Annotated in this window: 11 protein-coding genes and 1 tRNA gene; 5 read left to right on the top strand and 7 right to left on the bottom strand. The window is 65.2% G+C overall.

Features of this window, described 5'->3' with window-relative positions; genetic code table 11:
• The first annotated feature begins 66 nt into the window (after positions 1 to 66).
• The 3 genes from K9B33_RS16155 (at position 67) to K9B33_RS16145 (ending at position 2,375) form a co-directional block, all read left to right on the top strand.
• Entirely contained in the window at positions 67 to 357 is a 291-nt protein-coding gene (locus tag K9B33_RS16155) for an integration host factor subunit beta (protein ID WP_169573269.1), read from the top strand.
• A 79-nt stretch (positions 358 to 436) separates the two neighbouring features.
• Positions 437 to 522, top strand: a tRNA-Leu gene (locus tag K9B33_RS16150).
• Between the two features lie 68 nt (positions 523 to 590).
• Positions 591 to 2,375, top strand: a complete 1,785-nt coding sequence (locus tag K9B33_RS16145; protein ID WP_224550105.1) for a cation:proton antiporter — start codon at positions 591 to 593, stop codon at positions 2,373 to 2,375.
• Here K9B33_RS16145 and K9B33_RS16140 read toward each other — a convergent pair.
• The 7 genes from K9B33_RS16140 to K9B33_RS16110 all read right to left on the bottom strand — a co-directional run bounded on the left by K9B33_RS16140 (position 2,372) and on the right by K9B33_RS16110 (position 11,063).
• The gene (locus K9B33_RS16140; protein ID WP_224550104.1) at positions 2,372 to 3,316 is read right to left on the bottom strand and encodes a glutaminase; all 945 of its coding nucleotides are present in this window, start codon (positions 3,314 to 3,316) and stop codon (positions 2,372 to 2,374) included. The genes K9B33_RS16145 and K9B33_RS16140 overlap by 4 nt on opposite strands.
• 85 nt (positions 3,317 to 3,401) lie before the next feature.
• Complete coding sequence (locus tag K9B33_RS16135; protein WP_224550103.1) at positions 3,402 to 3,758, bottom strand: hypothetical protein; 357 nt, start codon at positions 3,756 to 3,758, stop codon at positions 3,402 to 3,404.
• A gap of 228 nt (positions 3,759 to 3,986) precedes the next feature.
• A complete protein-coding gene (gene alaS, locus K9B33_RS16130; RefSeq protein ID WP_224550102.1) occupies positions 3,987 to 6,644 on the bottom strand; it encodes an alanine--tRNA ligase in 2,658 nt (885 codons plus the stop codon).
• A 68-nt stretch (positions 6,645 to 6,712) separates the two neighbouring features.
• A complete protein-coding gene (locus K9B33_RS16125; RefSeq protein ID WP_224550101.1) occupies positions 6,713 to 6,997 on the bottom strand; it encodes a barstar family protein in 285 nt (94 codons plus the stop codon).
• Positions 6,998 to 7,007: 10 nt separating this feature from the next.
• Entirely contained in the window at positions 7,008 to 8,267 is a 1,260-nt protein-coding gene (locus tag K9B33_RS16120; protein WP_224550100.1) for a M24 family metallopeptidase, read from the bottom strand.
• A complete protein-coding gene (locus K9B33_RS16115) occupies positions 8,254 to 8,880 on the bottom strand; it encodes a glutathione S-transferase family protein (protein ID WP_224550099.1) in 627 nt (208 codons plus the stop codon). The genes K9B33_RS16120 and K9B33_RS16115 overlap by 14 nt, the downstream gene beginning before the upstream one ends.
• 71 nt (positions 8,881 to 8,951) lie before the next feature.
• Positions 8,952 to 11,063, bottom strand: a complete 2,112-nt coding sequence (locus tag K9B33_RS16110; protein WP_224550098.1) for a malate synthase G — start codon at positions 11,061 to 11,063, stop codon at positions 8,952 to 8,954.
• A 133-nt stretch (positions 11,064 to 11,196) separates the two neighbouring features.
• Here K9B33_RS16110 and K9B33_RS16105 point away from each other — a divergent pair, with 133 nt between their 5' ends.
• Both K9B33_RS16105 and K9B33_RS16100 read left to right on the top strand, forming a co-directional pair.
• A complete protein-coding gene (locus K9B33_RS16105; RefSeq protein ID WP_224550097.1) occupies positions 11,197 to 12,102 on the top strand; it encodes a LysR family transcriptional regulator in 906 nt (301 codons plus the stop codon).
• A 27-nt stretch (positions 12,103 to 12,129) separates the two neighbouring features.
• The gene (locus tag K9B33_RS16100) at positions 12,130 to 14,397 is read left to right on the top strand and encodes an NADP-dependent malic enzyme (RefSeq protein WP_224550096.1); all 2,268 of its coding nucleotides are present in this window, start codon (positions 12,130 to 12,132) and stop codon (positions 14,395 to 14,397) included.
• Positions 14,398 to 14,416: the final 19 nt, after the last annotated feature.

Here is a 14,416-nt window from a genome sequence, read left to right as displayed (position 1 = left end):
ATTGTCAACGCCTTGCGGAACCTCTATGCAGGACGTGGGGCACGGCAGAGGGGCGCTGGAGAACCAATGATCCGTTCGGAACTGATCCAGAAGCTGGCCGAGGAAAATCCGGGGCTCAGCCTGCCGGAAGTGGAAAAGATCGTCGATCTCTTCTTCAGGGAAATTGTCGACCGGCTTTCCACCGGCGGCCGCGTGGAATTGCGCGGATTCGGTGCTTTCACAACCCGCGCCCGCGATGCGCGCACCGGGCGCAATCCCCGCACCGGCGAGCAGGTGCCGGTATCCGCCAAGCGGGTGCCCTATTTCAAGCCGGGCAAGGAAATGCGCGAACGGCTTAACGGCAAGGACGACGCCTGAGTCGATCCATCTTGTCGATCCATGGCTTGACCTATCGCGCGCCAGCCGTCAGGGGATGCCCTGCCCAAGGGCATGATGGGCGGACGTGGCGAAATCGGTAGACGCAGCGGACTTAAAATCCGCCTTCCCCTGGAAATGCGGGTTCAAGTCCCGCCGTCCGCACCATCATCGACAATATGCTTTTTTCGACCAAAAGGCTGGATATTGCGACCCGTTGCCGCAATGATGCCGCCATGGCCGGTGCAATCAATCCCAATAGTTTCAGCGACTCCCTCGTCATCCTGGGGGCGGCGGGACTCGTCATTCCCGGTTTCGCGCGGCTTCGCATCAGTCCGGTGATCGGCTTCATTCTGGTCGGCCTCGCGGTCGGACCGGCGGGTCTGGGATCGCTGGTCGGCCAATATCCCTGGCTATACCATGTCACCATATCCAATGGCGCGGCGATCGAGCCTTTCGCCGAACTGGGCGTCATATTATTGCTCTTCTCGATCGGCCTGGAACTGAGTTTCCGGCGATTATGGACGATGCGCGCGCAGGTCTTCGGGGTCGGTGCGACCGAATTGATCGGCGGCGCGCTGCTGATCGCGACGGGTCTGTACCTGCTGGGACAGCCAACCGCCGGGGCGATCGGCCTGGGCCTCGCACTGGCTTTGTCCTCCACGGCAGTCGTGCTGCCGATGGTCGGCACGCAGAGCGCGGTCGGACGCGCCGCCTTCTCCATGCTGTTGTTCGAGGATCTGGCGCTGGTGCCGATCATCTTCATGCTGGGCGCGCTCGCCCCTTCCGTAGCCGCAAGTCCCGACGGCGCGTGGAGCGAAATGGCCAATACGCTAATGAAGGGCGGCATCACCATCGCCGTGATGCTGGTGCTGGGTCGGCTGGTCCTGCCCCATATCTTCAGCCAGGCGGCGCGCACGAAAAGCCCCGAAGTGTTCCTGGCGGCGAGCCTGCTGGTCGTGATCGTCTCCAGCCTCGCCACCTCGATCGCTGGGCTGTCGCCGATCGTCGGCGCGCTGCTCGCCGGGATATTGATCGCCGAAACCGACTATCATAGCGAGGTCGAGGTGATGACCGCCCCGTTCAAGGGGCTGGCGCTGGGCGTGTTCCTGATCACCGTGGGCATGAGCCTGGACATCCGCGTCATCCTGGCCAACTGGCCCAGCCTGCTGCTCGCCGTGCTGGGCGTGGTGCTGGCCAAGACGCTGGTGACGTCGGCGCTGCTCTATCTGTCGGGCGTGCGCAAGGGCGTGGCGCTGGAGGTCGGGGTGCTGATGTCCAGCCCGTCGGAAACCACGCTGATCGTGCTGTCGACCGCCGCGGCTGCGCAATTGATCCTGCCATCGACCGCCGCCTTCTGGCAGATCGTGACCGCCATCGGCCTCACCATCACGCCGCTGCTGGCGCGGATCGGCCATGACGTCGCCCGGCGGCTGGAAATGGCGCTGGGCGAGGAGCGGATCGAAGCGACCGAGGACCATATCGAGGCGGCAGCGGTCGTCATCGGTTTCGGCCGCGTGGGCCGCATGGTGTGCGACCTGCTCAAGGCGCACAAACAGCGGTTCGTCGTCGTCGAATCGGACCCCGATGTGGTCGCGGAGGCGCGGCGACTGGGCTATCCGATCCTGTTCGGCGACGTCGCGCGGGTGGAGATGCTCGACCGGCTGCGGCTGGGCCATGCCCGCGCGCTGATCCTGACGATGGACGACCCGGTCCTTTCGGTGCGCGTCACCAAGCGGGTGCGCGGATGGGTGCCGGACCTGCCAATCATCGCCCGTGCGCGCGATACCGATCATGCCGCCCAACTCTACAAGGCGGGGGCGAGCGATGCGGTGCCCGAGACGCTGGAAAGCTCGCTGCAACTGGCCGAGACGGCGCTGGTCGACCTGGGCGTCGCGATGGGGCCGGTGATCGCATCGATCCACCAGACCCGCGAGGATCTGCGCGTCGGGATCAAGGAGGCGGCGCAGATGGCGACCGCACCCAAGCTGCGGCGGTTGCGGCCGGACGAGGTAGGCTAATCGCCCTCTTCGGGCGGGCTGAAAACCGACCAGCCGGTGCGGCGCGCCAATAGCTCCAGCGCCTGGGTGCCCAGGCAACTGTTGCCGCTGTCGTTGAGGCCCGGCGACCAGACCGCGATCGAGGCACGGCCCGGCACGATGGCGAGAATGCCGCCTCCTACGCCCGACTTGCCGGGTATGCCGACCCGAAAGGCGAAATCGCCCGAGGCGTCGTAATGGCCGCAGGTCAGCATCAGCGCGTTGATGCGCCGGGCGCGGCTGGGCGACACCACCCTGCCCCCGTCGGGATGCCGGCCATCGAGCATCAGATAGCGGCCGGCGAGCGCCAGTTGGCGGCAGCTCATCTCGATCGCGCATTGATGGAAATAGGTGCCGAGCACCAGATCGACCGGATGTCGGACATTGGCGAAGGCGCGCATATAGTTGGCGAGCGCCATGTTGCGATAGCCGGTGGCGGTTTCGGACGCCGCGACATCCTCGTTGATGGCGATGCTGTCGTCGCCGGTCAGATAGCGCACGAAACGCAGCATCTCGCCGATGGCGACGCGCGGCTGGTGCCCGCCCAGATTGACGTCGGCGACGACGATCGCGCCGGCGTTGATGAAGGGATTGCGCGGGACACCCTTCTCCTGCTCCAACTGGACGATGGAATTGAAGGCATTGCCCGATGGCTCGCGCCCGACACGGTCCCATAGCTGGTCGCCGACCTTGCCCAGCGCCAGGGTCAGGGCGAAGACTTTCGACACGGACTGGATCGAAAAGCCGGTGTCGGCGTCACCGCCGGTCAGGAGGCGGCCGTCGGCTGTCGCGATGGCAATGCCGAACTGCGCAGGATCGATCTTCGCCAGTTCGGGGATGTAGCTGGCGACCGTACCGCGATCCTCCGCCATGGCGATCTGGGCGATAATGTCATCGATGATCGCGGTTAAATCCAGGGACATGGTTCAGCGCTTTATCCGCATAATATCGCCTTACCTGGTTCATCCGATCAGGCGAGAAAAAGCCAGAGCGTAGCGCCATATGCTATCATTGTAGCATGATCTGCACCTGCATACCGCCATCCCCTTCGAACAAGAAGCTCTTCCTGCCATCGAGCGAAAAGCCTTGGTCAATGGCAATGGTCCGCGTTCCCATGGGACAGTCGGCACCTTCACCGGGCCGGACATAGCGGGCAGACAGCCTATATTCAGGCATATTGCCAGACCTGTAGGTCTGGCTGTTTATCGATAGCTCGATCTGCCGATACGCTCTATTCTCTGGCGATGCATTGCAATCGTCCGGCCTGTCGACCGGTTCGTTAACAGATATGCGGGCGACGCCATTTCCCCCGATATTGAGCGGGCCATTCCACAGAATCCGCTTACCCAGCATCATACGGACCATGATCGACGTCACGGGCAACCCGCGCAGATCCCCCGGCGATGGGGAGAAGACAGGGGGCGGGACGCGGGTCGCAGATGGCACCGCGATAGGTGGTGGCGGCGGCGCTGCGGACACCTGCGCCGTAGCGGACGTCGCCATCATGGCGACCATCCCGATCACAACTAAGCGCATGTCATCCCTCCACTGTCAGGCAGAGGCATGATGTCACAGCAAAATCTTACCGTCGCGTTACGAAACCGGCACGCTCGCCAGCGCCGCCTTCACCGCGTCGATCGCGGCTGCGGCCTTGTCGCCGTCCGGGCCGCCGCCCTGTGCCATATCGGGACGCCCGCCGCCGCCCTTGCCACCCAGCGCTTCGACGCCGACGCGGACGAGATCGACCGCGCTGATGCTGGCGGTCAGGTCGTCGGTGACGCCGACCGCGATGGTCGCGCGGCCGTCGACCACCGCGACGATCGCGGACACGCCGCTGCCTAGGGTCTTCTTGTTGCCGTCCACGATGCCGCGCAGTTCCTTGGGGTCGAGGCCGTCGATGACCTGGCCCAGGAAGCTGACAGCGCCGACCTGTTCGGGACCGGCCGGGGCTGCGCCCGATCCGCCGCCAAGGGCCAGCGCTTTCTTCGCTTCGGCCAGTTCCCGTTCCAGCTTGCGGCTTTGTTCGACCAGCGCGACGATGCGGGCGGGCACTTCCTCGGGCGAAGTCTTGAGCGCGTTGGCGGTCTGGCGCAGCTTGTCGTCGCGGTCCACCAGCCAGAGGCGCGCGGCTTCGCCGGTCAGCGCCTCGATCCGGCGGACGCCCGACGAGACGGCGCTTTCCGACACGATCTTGAACAAAGCGATGTCGCCGGTCGCGCGGACATGCGTGCCGCCGCACAGTTCGACCGAATAATGATGTTCGTCGCCCCGGCCCATGGAAAGCACGCGGACTTCGTCGCCATATTTCTCGCCGAACAGCGCCATCGCGCCCGCGCCGATCGCATCGTCCGGGGTCATGAGGCGGGTCGTGACTTCCTCATTATGGCGGATTTGCGCATTCACATCCGCCTCGACCTTTGCGATCTGGGCGTGGGTCAGCGCTTCGGGGTGGGAGAAGTCGAAGCGCAGACGTTCGGCCGCGACCATGCTGCCCTTCTGCGTCACATGCTGGCCCAGTTCCTTGCGGAGGGCCGCGTGCAGCAGATGGGTGGCGCTATGGTTGGCGCGGATGCGGTCGCGGCGCTCGACATCGACGGTCAACTGGACGGTGTCGCCGACCTTCACGCTGCCTGCGGTGATCGTCGCCTGATGGGCGTGGAGACGGCCGAGCGGCTTGGACGTGTCGGCCACTTCGGCTGAGAGGCCGCCGAGCGAGGTGATGGTGCCCGCGTCGCCATTCTGGCCGCCGCTTTCGCCGTAGAAGGGCGTCTGGTTGGTGATGATCGCGACCGTGTCGCCGACGGTGGCGCTATCGACGCGCGCGCCGTCCTTGACGATGGCCTGCACTTCGCCTTCGCCCTGGGTGGAGGCGTAGCCGACGAACTCGGACGTGCCGAAGGTTTCGGAGATGTCGTACCAGATTTCGTCCGACGCCTTTTCGCCGGAGCCCTTCCAGGCGGCGCGGGCGGCGGCTTTCTGTTCGGCCATGGCGGCGTCGAAACCTGCGCGGTCGACCGACAACCCCTGGGTGCGCAGCGCATCCTCTGTCAGGTCATAGGGGAAGCCATAGGTGTCATAGAGCTTGAACGCGGTTTCGCCCGGCAACGTCGCGCCGTCGCCCAGGCCGGTGGTGGCTTCATCCAGCAGGCGCAGGCCGTTTTCCAGCGTCTTGCGGAAACGGGTTTCCTCGCGCAGCAGGGTTTCCTCGATCAGCGGTTGGGCGCGGACCAGTTCGGGATAGGCGCCGCCCATTTCCGACACGAGGCTGGAAACGAGGCGATACATCAACGGGTCTTTGGCGCCGATGATATGCGCATGGCGCATGGCGCGGCGCATGATGCGGCGCAGGACATAGCCGCGGCCTTCATTGGCGGGCAGCACGCCGTCTGCAATCAGGAAGCTGGTCGAGCGGAGATGATCGGCGATGACGCGGTGGCTTGCCTGAAATTCGCCATCCGTCGCGGTGCGGGTGATCGCGCCGGACTCCGCGATCAGCGCCTTGAACGTGTCCGTATCGTAATTGTTCTGCACGCCCTGCATGACGGCGGCGATGCGCTCCAGACCCATGCCGGTGTCGATCGACGGCTTGGGCAGTTCGCTGACGATCTCGTTCGCTTCCTGCTCATATTGCATGAAGACGAGGTTCCAGATTTCGACGAAGCGGTCGCCATCTTCCTCCGGCGAACCGGGAGGGCCGCCCCAGATATGGTCGCCATGGTCGTAGAAGATTTCCGAACAGGGACCGCACGGGCCGCTGTCGCCCATCGCCCAGAAATTATCCTTTGTCGGGATGCGAATGATGCGCTGTTCGGGCAGGCCGGCGATCTTCTTCCACAGGTCGAACGCCTCGTCGTCCGTGTGATAGACGGTCGCGGTCAGCTTGTCCGCGGGCAGGCCCCATTCCTTGGTCAGCAGGGTCCAGGCGTGGGTGATCGCCTGTTCCTTGAAATAATCGCCGAAGCTGAAATTGCCCAGCATTTCGAAGAAAGTATGATGGCGCGCGGTATAGCCGACATTGTCGAGGTCATTATGCTTGCCGCCGGCGCGGACCGATTTCTGGCTCGACGTCGCGGTCTTGTAGGGGCGCGTTTCCAGACCCGTGAAGACATTCTTGAATGGCACCATGCCCGCATTGACGAACATCAAGGTCGGGTCGTTATGCGGCACCAGCGGCGCGGACGGGACGATGGTGTGGCCGTTGGCCCCGAAATAGTCGAGGAAGGAGCGGCGAATGTCGTTGGTCGAGGTCATGGGGGCGATTTAGTGGGAAGCGGCCCGCCGCACAAGCGGGGGATTTGGTCGTGGTGTCACAACCCGCGTCAGATCAATTGCAGCGTGACCTCCACACCATGGTCATGTCGGGCATCGGCGAACACAGTTGCCACCCGCGCCATGAAGTCGGCCATCTCGACCGGCAGGTTGTCGATATTTGCTATCGTTACAGCGAAGGGCGGCTCAACGGCGTTAATGTCGCCCAGCAAACTGTCGTACAGGGCATCCAGATTAAGACCATGCCATTCAGGCGCGCCCAGTCGTGGCAACAGGGCGAGATAGAAGTCCAACGGCTTTGCCCAGCCGGACGCATCGAGTTCAATCAACTCCATGGTCCGGCGCTTACCCGATCGGCTGTTCGATCGACACCGGCGGCTTGGAAAACCATGCCGGTCCCTGCGCGGTCATGTGGAAGCAATCCTCCATGCGGATGCCCATGGTGCCGGGCAGATACAGGCCCGGTTCGTTGGAGAAGCACATGCCAACGTCCAGCTTCGTGGTTTCGCCATGGACCAGGTTGACCGGCTCATGCCCTTCCATGCCGATGCCATGGCCGGTGCGGTGGGACAGGCCGGGCAGCGCATAGCCGGGGCCATAACCCTGTTTTTCATAATAGCTGCGCACCGCGTCATCGACCGAGCCGGCGGGCGCGCCCAGTTTGGCGGCGGCGAAGGCGATCTTCTGCCCCTGCGACACGTCATTCCAGACCTTGCGCTGCTGCGCGCTGGGGGCCGCGCCGTAAACGAAAGTGCGGCTGATATCGGACTGATAATCCTCGACCGTGCAGCCGCAGTCCATAAGCACGACTTCCCCCGCGCGCACCGCCTGCGGCTTGCCGGAGCCGTGCGGATAGGCGGCGGCCTCGCCCAGCAGGATCAGGTTGAACTCCACCTGCCCGCCCAGTTGCTTGGTCGCGGCACTCATCAGCGCGCCGATATCGGCAGGGGTCATGCCGGCCTTCACTTGGCGGTAGGTCCAGCGATAGGCGGCCATGGTGACGTCGGCGGCCGTCTGCATCAGGGCGATTTCGGCGGCGGTCTTGCGCATGCGAATGGCGCGGGTGACGGGGTCTTTCACAAGGCTTGCGTCGGGCAGCGCGGCCTTGAGTCCGTCGACCGCGAAATAGCGGACCGTTTCCTCGATGCCGATGCGGCCCTTCGCAAGGCCCTTGGCGGTCAGATAGTCGGCGATCGGCGCATAGGGGCTTTCATGCTCCTGCCAGACGCGCACCTCTGCGGGGATGGCGAGCGATTCGTCGATAGAGGGCTTTTCGAAGAAGGGGCAGACGACCAGCGGCGTGCCGCTGGCCGGAATGACCAGCGCGGTCAGGCGCTCCGACCGGTGCCAGCGGATGCCGCTAAAATAGATAAGGCTGGCGCCCGGTTCGACCAGCAGGGCGTCGATGCCCGCCGCCTGCATCATCTTCTGCGCGCGAGCGAGGCGGTCGGCGCGTTCGGCCTTGCCGATCGGGGTCACGGCGCCGGTGAGGGATGCGAGCGCTTCGGCGGCTCGCTCCTGCGCGAACAGGCGCGGGCTTATCGCGGCGGTGGCGAGGGTCGCGGCCGTATAGCGCAGAAGCGTGCGGCGGTCAGGCGTAGGCATATTTGCCTCCGGTCTGGAGAGCGGCCTGATAGGCGGGGCGGTCATGCATTGCGGTCAGCCAGCGGAGAGTGTTGGGGCCTGATTCGTTGAGGCCGCCGCGTGCGCGGGACGCCTCCAGCGGAAAGCTCATCATCATGTCGGCGGCGGTGAAGGCGTAGCCCGCGAAATAGGGGCGGCTCGCCAGTTCGGTTTCGATCCAGTCGAGATGATCGTCCAGCATCTTTTGCACGGTCGGACGCGCGGGGCGGCCGAGCAGGCCCAGCTTGCCGATGATGAGCAACGCCAGCAGCGGCGGCATCATCGATCCTTCGGCATAGTGCATATATTGGCGATAACGGATCGCGCTTTCCGTATCGGCGGGCGGGCCGAAGCGGTTGCCGGCGCGGGCGACCAGATGTTCCATGATCGCGCCGGTTTCGATCAGGCGATGGCCGTCCACCTCCACCACCGGCGACCGGCCGAGCGGGTGGATGGCGCGCAGGCTTTCGGGCGCGCGCATCGTCTTGCGGTCGCGCTCATAGCGGCGGACTTCATAAGGTTCGCCCAGTTCCTCCAGCAGCCAGAGGATTCGCTGCGATCGGCTGTTATTGAGGTGGTGGACGAGGATCGTCATGATGGCTCCCATGCTGCCCGCCGGTGAGGGCGTAACGCAGCATGGGAACCGCCACAACAGGTTTGGAAATGTTATGCGTCTTCCAGCGCCTCGGCCTTCTGTTCCGCACGGAAGGCGTGGAGCAGCGGTTCGGTATAGCCGCTGGGCTGTTCGACACCCTCGAACACCAGCGCGCGGGCGGCCTGATAGGCGAGGCTTTCGGCTTCGCGCCCGCTCATCGGCTGATAGAGCGGATCGCCGGCGTTCTGGGCGTCGACCTTGTCGGCCATGCGTTGCAGCGCAGCATCGACCTGCTCCGCCGTGCAGACGCCGTGCAACAGCCAGTTGGCCATATGCTGCGAGGAAATGCGCAGCGTCGCGCGGTCCTCCATCAGGCCGATATCGTGGATGTCGGGCACTTTGGAGCAGCCGACGCCCTGGTCGATCCAGCGGACGACATAGCCGAGGATGCTCTGCGCGTTATTGTCCAGTTCCTGCGCGATCTCCTCTTCCGAGAAATTGCGGCCGACCGCGACGGGGATGGTCAGCAGCTTGTCCAGCGGCGCGATCCCCTCCGCCTTGCGTTCGTCCTGCCGGGCGAAGACGTCGATGCGGTGATAATGGGTCGCGTGCAGCGTGGCGGCGGTCGGCGAGGGAACCCAGGCGGTGTTGGCCCCGCTCTTCGGATGGCCCGCCTTCTGCTCCAGCATGTCGGCCATGCGATCGGGCGCGGCCCACATGCCCTTGCCGATCTGCGCCCGGCCCGACAGGCCGCAGGCCAGGCCGATCTGGACGTTGCGATCCTCATAGGCGGTGATCCAGTCGCTGCTCTTCATTTCGCCCTTGCGGATCATCGGACCGGCCTGCATCGACGTGTGCATTTCATCGCCCGTGCGGTCGAGGAAGCCGGTGTTGATGAAGACGATGCGGTCGCGGACAGCCTCGATACAGGCGGCAAGGTTCGCCGACGTGCGGCGCTCTTCGTCCATGACGCCGACCTTGATCGTGTGGCGCGCCATGCCCAGCAGATCCTCGATCGCATCGAAAAGACGGTTGGTGAAAGCCGCTTCCTCCGGCCCATGCATCTTGGGCTTGACGATATAGACGCTGCCCGCGCGGCTGTTGCCGCCGTCGCGCTTCAAATCGTGGAGCGCGATCAGGCTGGTGACGATGCCGTCCAATATGCCTTCGGGCGCTTCGTCGCCATCGGGCAGGCGGACCGCCGGGTTGGTCATCAGATGGCCGACATTGCGGACGAACAGCAGGCTGCGCCCCGGCAGGGTGAAGCTGCTGCCATCCGGCGCGGTATAGGCGCGGTCGGGGTTCAGGGCGCGGGTCATTTGTCTCCCGCCCTTCTCGAACGTGTCGGTCAGATCACCCTGCATCAGGCCCAGCCAGTTGGCATAGGCCGCGACCTTGTCCTGCGCGTCGACGGCGGCGACGGAGTCTTCGAGGTCGCAGATCGCGGTCAGCGCGGATTCCAGAATGACGTCGGCTATGCCTGCCGGATCGGTCGCGCCGATCGGATGCGTGGCATCGAAGACGATTTCGATGTGCAGACCATTGTGGCGGAACAGGCGGCCCTTCTCGCTGGCGCCGATATATTGGGTCGGATCGCGCAGGATAATGGCGTCGCTGGACAGATCCGCCCAACTGCCGTCCGCCAGCGGGATCGCATCGTCCAGAAAGGCCTTGGCCCAGGCGATGACCTGTGCGCCGCGCGCGGCGTCATAGCCCTGTCCCGCCGCCGCGCCCGGTATCGCATCGGTGCCGTAGAGCGCATCATAGAGGCTGCCCCAGCGCGCATTGGCGGCGTTGAGCAGGAAGCGGGCGTTGAGGATCGGGACGACCAGTTGCGGCCCCGCCAGCCGCGCGACCTCGTCATCGACATTTTCAATACCGATGGCGAAAGGTGCGGGTTCGGGGACCAGATAGCCGATCTCGCGCAGAAAGGCCTGATAGGCGGTGGCGTCATGCGGCTGCCCCTTGCGCCGCTCATGCCAGCTATCGATCTGCGCCTGCAACGTGTCGCGCTTGCGCAGCAGCGTCGCGTTTTCCGGGGCGAAACGGGCGAACAGGTCCGCCGTGCCCGCCCAGAAGGCGTCGGGCGCGATACCGGTGCCGGGCAGCGCGCGGCTGTCGATGAAATCGGCCAGTGGCTCGGCGACCTGAAGGCCGGCCTTGTCGATCATGCGGTCGGTCATCGTCTTCTCCTGCTCCATCCTTCATCCTTCCCGCGCAGGCGGAAAGGACGACTGTTGCGATAGCGATAGCCGATTCCCATTATGCCGTGTAGACGCTATTATACGAAGACAGTCATTCCTTTGGTGAACGAATATGATGGACCCCGATCATGAACTGTTCGTATGCGTGGTGGATGAGGGCGGGCTGGCGGCGGCCGGGCGACGGCTGCATATCTCGCCCGCGATGATGTCCAAGCGGCTGGCGCGGCTGGAGGAGCGGCTGGGTGCCAAGCTGGTGCATCGCACCACGCGGCGGCTGGCGCTGACGCCGGCGGGCGAGCGGCTCCATGCCGACCTGCGCGGCATATTGGCAGCGCTGGACGAGGCGGAGCGGCGCGTGTCGGGTGCGTCGGCGGTGGCGAGCGGGCCGCTGCGCATCACCGCGCCGACATCCTTCGGGCGAATGCATCTGGCGCCCTATCTTCCGCGCTTCATCGACGCGCATCCGAAGGTGGAGTTGAGCATCGACCTGTCGGACGATTTCAGCGACCTGATCGAGAGCCGCGCGGACCTCGCCATCCGCATCACTGCCGATCCTGGTCCGGGCCTGACCGCGCGCCAGCTCGCCGCCAACCGCCGCATCCTGTGCGCCGCGCCCGCCTATCTGGAGCGGTTCGACGTGCCGGAGACGATCGCGGACCTGAAAAACCATCGCCTGCTGGCCGCCGAAGGACAGATGCCCTGGCGACTGGTCGGGCCGAAGGGGCCGGTAGCGGTCGAGGGGCGCAGCCATGTCCGCACCAACAGCAGCGAACTGGTGCGCGAACTGGCGTTGGCGGGCGGCGGCATCGCGCTGCGATCGCTATGGGATATCAGCGCCGCGCTCGACCGCGGCGATGTTCGGCAAATCCTGCCGGATTATGAGGGGTCGACCGATGTCAGCCTGTTCGCCGTGCAACTGCCACAGCAGAATCCGCCTGCCGCGATCACCGCGTTCATCGATTTTCTTGTTACACTTTATGTCCCGAAGCCGCCCTGGGACCGCATTGGGTTGCCCTGACGAAACGCAGTCACTAAGGCGCATCGCATGGACGATAACACCCGCCGCGCCGCCCTCGACTATCATCGCTATCCCCAGCCCGGTAAGCTCCGCATAGAGCCGACCAAGCGCATGGTGAACCAGCGCGACCTGGCGCTGGCCTATTCGCCCGGCGTCGCCGCGCCCTGCGTGGAGATCGCGGCCGATCCCGACAAGGCGATGGACTATACCGCGCGCGGCAATCTGGTCGCCGTCATCTCCAACGGCACGGCGGTTCTGGGGCTGGGCGCGATCGGCGCGCTGGCGTCGAAGCCGGTGATGGAGGGCAAGGCCGTCCTCTTCAAGAAATTCGCCGATATCGACGTGTTCGACATCGAAATCGACACGACCGACGCGGACAAGTTCGTCGAAGCGGTGGCACTGATGGAGCCGACTTTCGGCGGCATCAATCTGGAAGACATCAAGGCGCCTGAGTGCTTCGAGATCGAGCGTCGCCTGAAGGAACGGATGAACATTCCGGTCTTTCATGACGACCAGCATGGCACCGCCATCGTCGTCGCGGCCGCCGTGCGCAACGCGCTGGTGCTGCAGGGCAAGACGCTGGCCGACGCGAAGCTGGTGACGTCGGGCGCGGGTGCAGCGGCGCTGGCCTGCGTCGACCTGCTGGTGTCGATGGGCCTGCCGATCGAAAACGTCACCATGACCGACAAGGATGGCGTCATCCATGCGGGGCGTGAAGGCATGTTGCCCAATATGGCGCGCTATGCCCGCACCACCAATGCGCGCACCCTGCCCGATGTGCTGCCGGGCGCCAACCTGTTCCTGGGCCTGTCGGCGCCCGGCGTGCTGAAGCCCGAATGGCTGCCGCTGATGGCCCCCAATCCGCTGATCTTCGCGCTCGCCAATCCGGAGCCGGAAATCCGCCCGGAGGCCGCGCGCGAAGTGCGGCCGGACGCGATCATCGCGACGGGCCGGTCAGACTATCCCAATCAGGTCAACAATGTCCTGTGCTTCCCCTATATCTTCCGGGGCGCGCTGGATTGCGGTGCGACGCAGATCAACGAGGCGATGAAGGTCGCGGCCGCCGACGCCATTGCGGCGCTCGCCCGGATGCCCGCGCATGACAGCGTCGCGCAGGCCTATGGCGGGCGCAGGCTGGTGTTCGGGCCGGACTATATCATTCCCACGCCTTTCGATCCGCGCCTGATCGGCGAGATCGCTGTCGCAGTCGCGCGGGCGGCGATGGACACTGGCGTCGCGAAGAAGACGCTGGACCTGGAAGACTATCGGCGCAGCCTGTCGCGCCAGAGCGCGCGGTCGGGCCAGTTGATGCTGCCGGTGTTCGAAGCCGCGCGCGGCACCGAATGCCGCATCGCCTATGGCGAGGGCGAGGACGATCGCGTGCTGCGCGCCATCCGTGATGCGCTGGACGAAGGCATCGTCCGCCCGACCATCGTCGCGCGTCGCCGTATCCTGGCGCAGAAGCTGCCCGAACTGGGGCTGAGCTTCGACCTGGACCGCGATGTCGAGGTGATCGATCCGGAGACCGACCATCTGGTGATGGGCGAACTGGTCGAAGCCTATCGCACGGTCGCGTCGCGCCGGGGCGTGCCTGCGGACGAGATATTGCGCCATGTCTATCGCCGCCCGACCATCACCGCCGCGATGCTGCTGCGGACCGGACGGGTCGACGCCGCGCTGGTCGGCGGACGGTCCGAATATTGGGGCCAGGTCGAGCATGTGCTGCGCATCATCGATCGCACGCCGGGCCACAGCCGCGTCTATGCGCTGTCGGGCCTGATCCTGGACGCAGGCGCGCTGTTCATCACCGACACCCATATGGTGCCGGACCCGACGCCCGAGCAGATCGCCGAAATGACGCTGCTGGCGGCGACCGAGATCCAGCATTTCGGGCTGACGCCGCGCGCGGCCTTGCTGTCCCACTCCAATTTCGGGGCGTCGCACACCGACAGCGCGCGCAAGATGCGCAAAGCGTTCAAGATCGTGCGCGACGCTGCGCCCGAACTGGCGGTGGACGGCGAAATGCATGCCGATGCGGCGCTCAGCCAGGCGCTGCGCGAACGGCTGATCCCGGATTCGCGGTTCGAGGGGCCGGCCAACCTGCTGGTCATGCCGAACCTCGACGCGGCGAACATCACGCTGACCGCACTGTCGGCGTCATCCAGTTCGCCCACGGTCGGGCCGATGCTGATGGGCCTGAGCAAGCCGATCCATGTGCTGACGCCCGGCGTCACGTCGCGCGGCATCCTCAATCTGACCGCGATCGCAGCGGCGGAAGTGGCGCGGGAAGGCTAGGATTAACCTTTGGCGCCTA

The organism is Sphingobium sp. 3R8 (assembly GCF_020166615.1).
GTDB classification, from domain to species: Bacteria; Pseudomonadota; Alphaproteobacteria; order Sphingomonadales; family Sphingomonadaceae; genus Sphingobium; species Sphingobium bisphenolicum.
This window is presented reverse-complemented; position numbering and strand designations above follow the sequence as displayed.

Coding starts and splice junctions, on each gene's coding strand:
- K9B33_RS16155 (WP_169573269.1), top strand. CDS start 67: ATGATCCGTTCGGAACTGATCCAGAAGCTGGCCGAGGAAAATCCGGGG.
- K9B33_RS16145 (WP_224550105.1), top strand. CDS start 591: ATGGCCGGTGCAATCAATCCCAATAGTTTCAGCGACTCCCTCGTCATC.
- K9B33_RS16140 (WP_224550104.1), bottom strand. CDS start 3,316: ATGTCCCTGGATTTAACCGCGATCATCGATGACATTATCGCCCAGATC.
- K9B33_RS16135 (WP_224550103.1), bottom strand. CDS start 3,758: ATGGTCCGTATGATGCTGGGTAAGCGGATTCTGTGGAATGGCCCGCTC.
- alaS (WP_224550102.1), bottom strand. CDS start 6,644: ATGACCTCGACCAACGACATTCGCCGCTCCTTCCTCGACTATTTCGGG.
- K9B33_RS16125 (WP_224550101.1), bottom strand. CDS start 6,997: ATGGAGTTGATTGAACTCGATGCGTCCGGCTGGGCAAAGCCGTTGGAC.
- K9B33_RS16120 (WP_224550100.1), bottom strand. CDS start 8,267: ATGCCTACGCCTGACCGCCGCACGCTTCTGCGCTATACGGCCGCGACC.
- K9B33_RS16115 (WP_224550099.1), bottom strand. CDS start 8,880: ATGACGATCCTCGTCCACCACCTCAATAACAGCCGATCGCAGCGAATC.
- K9B33_RS16110 (WP_224550098.1), bottom strand. CDS start 11,063: ATGACCGACCGCATGATCGACAAGGCCGGCCTTCAGGTCGCCGAGCCA.
- K9B33_RS16105 (WP_224550097.1), top strand. CDS start 11,197: ATGATGGACCCCGATCATGAACTGTTCGTATGCGTGGTGGATGAGGGC.
- K9B33_RS16100 (WP_224550096.1), top strand. CDS start 12,130: ATGGACGATAACACCCGCCGCGCCGCCCTCGACTATCATCGCTATCCC.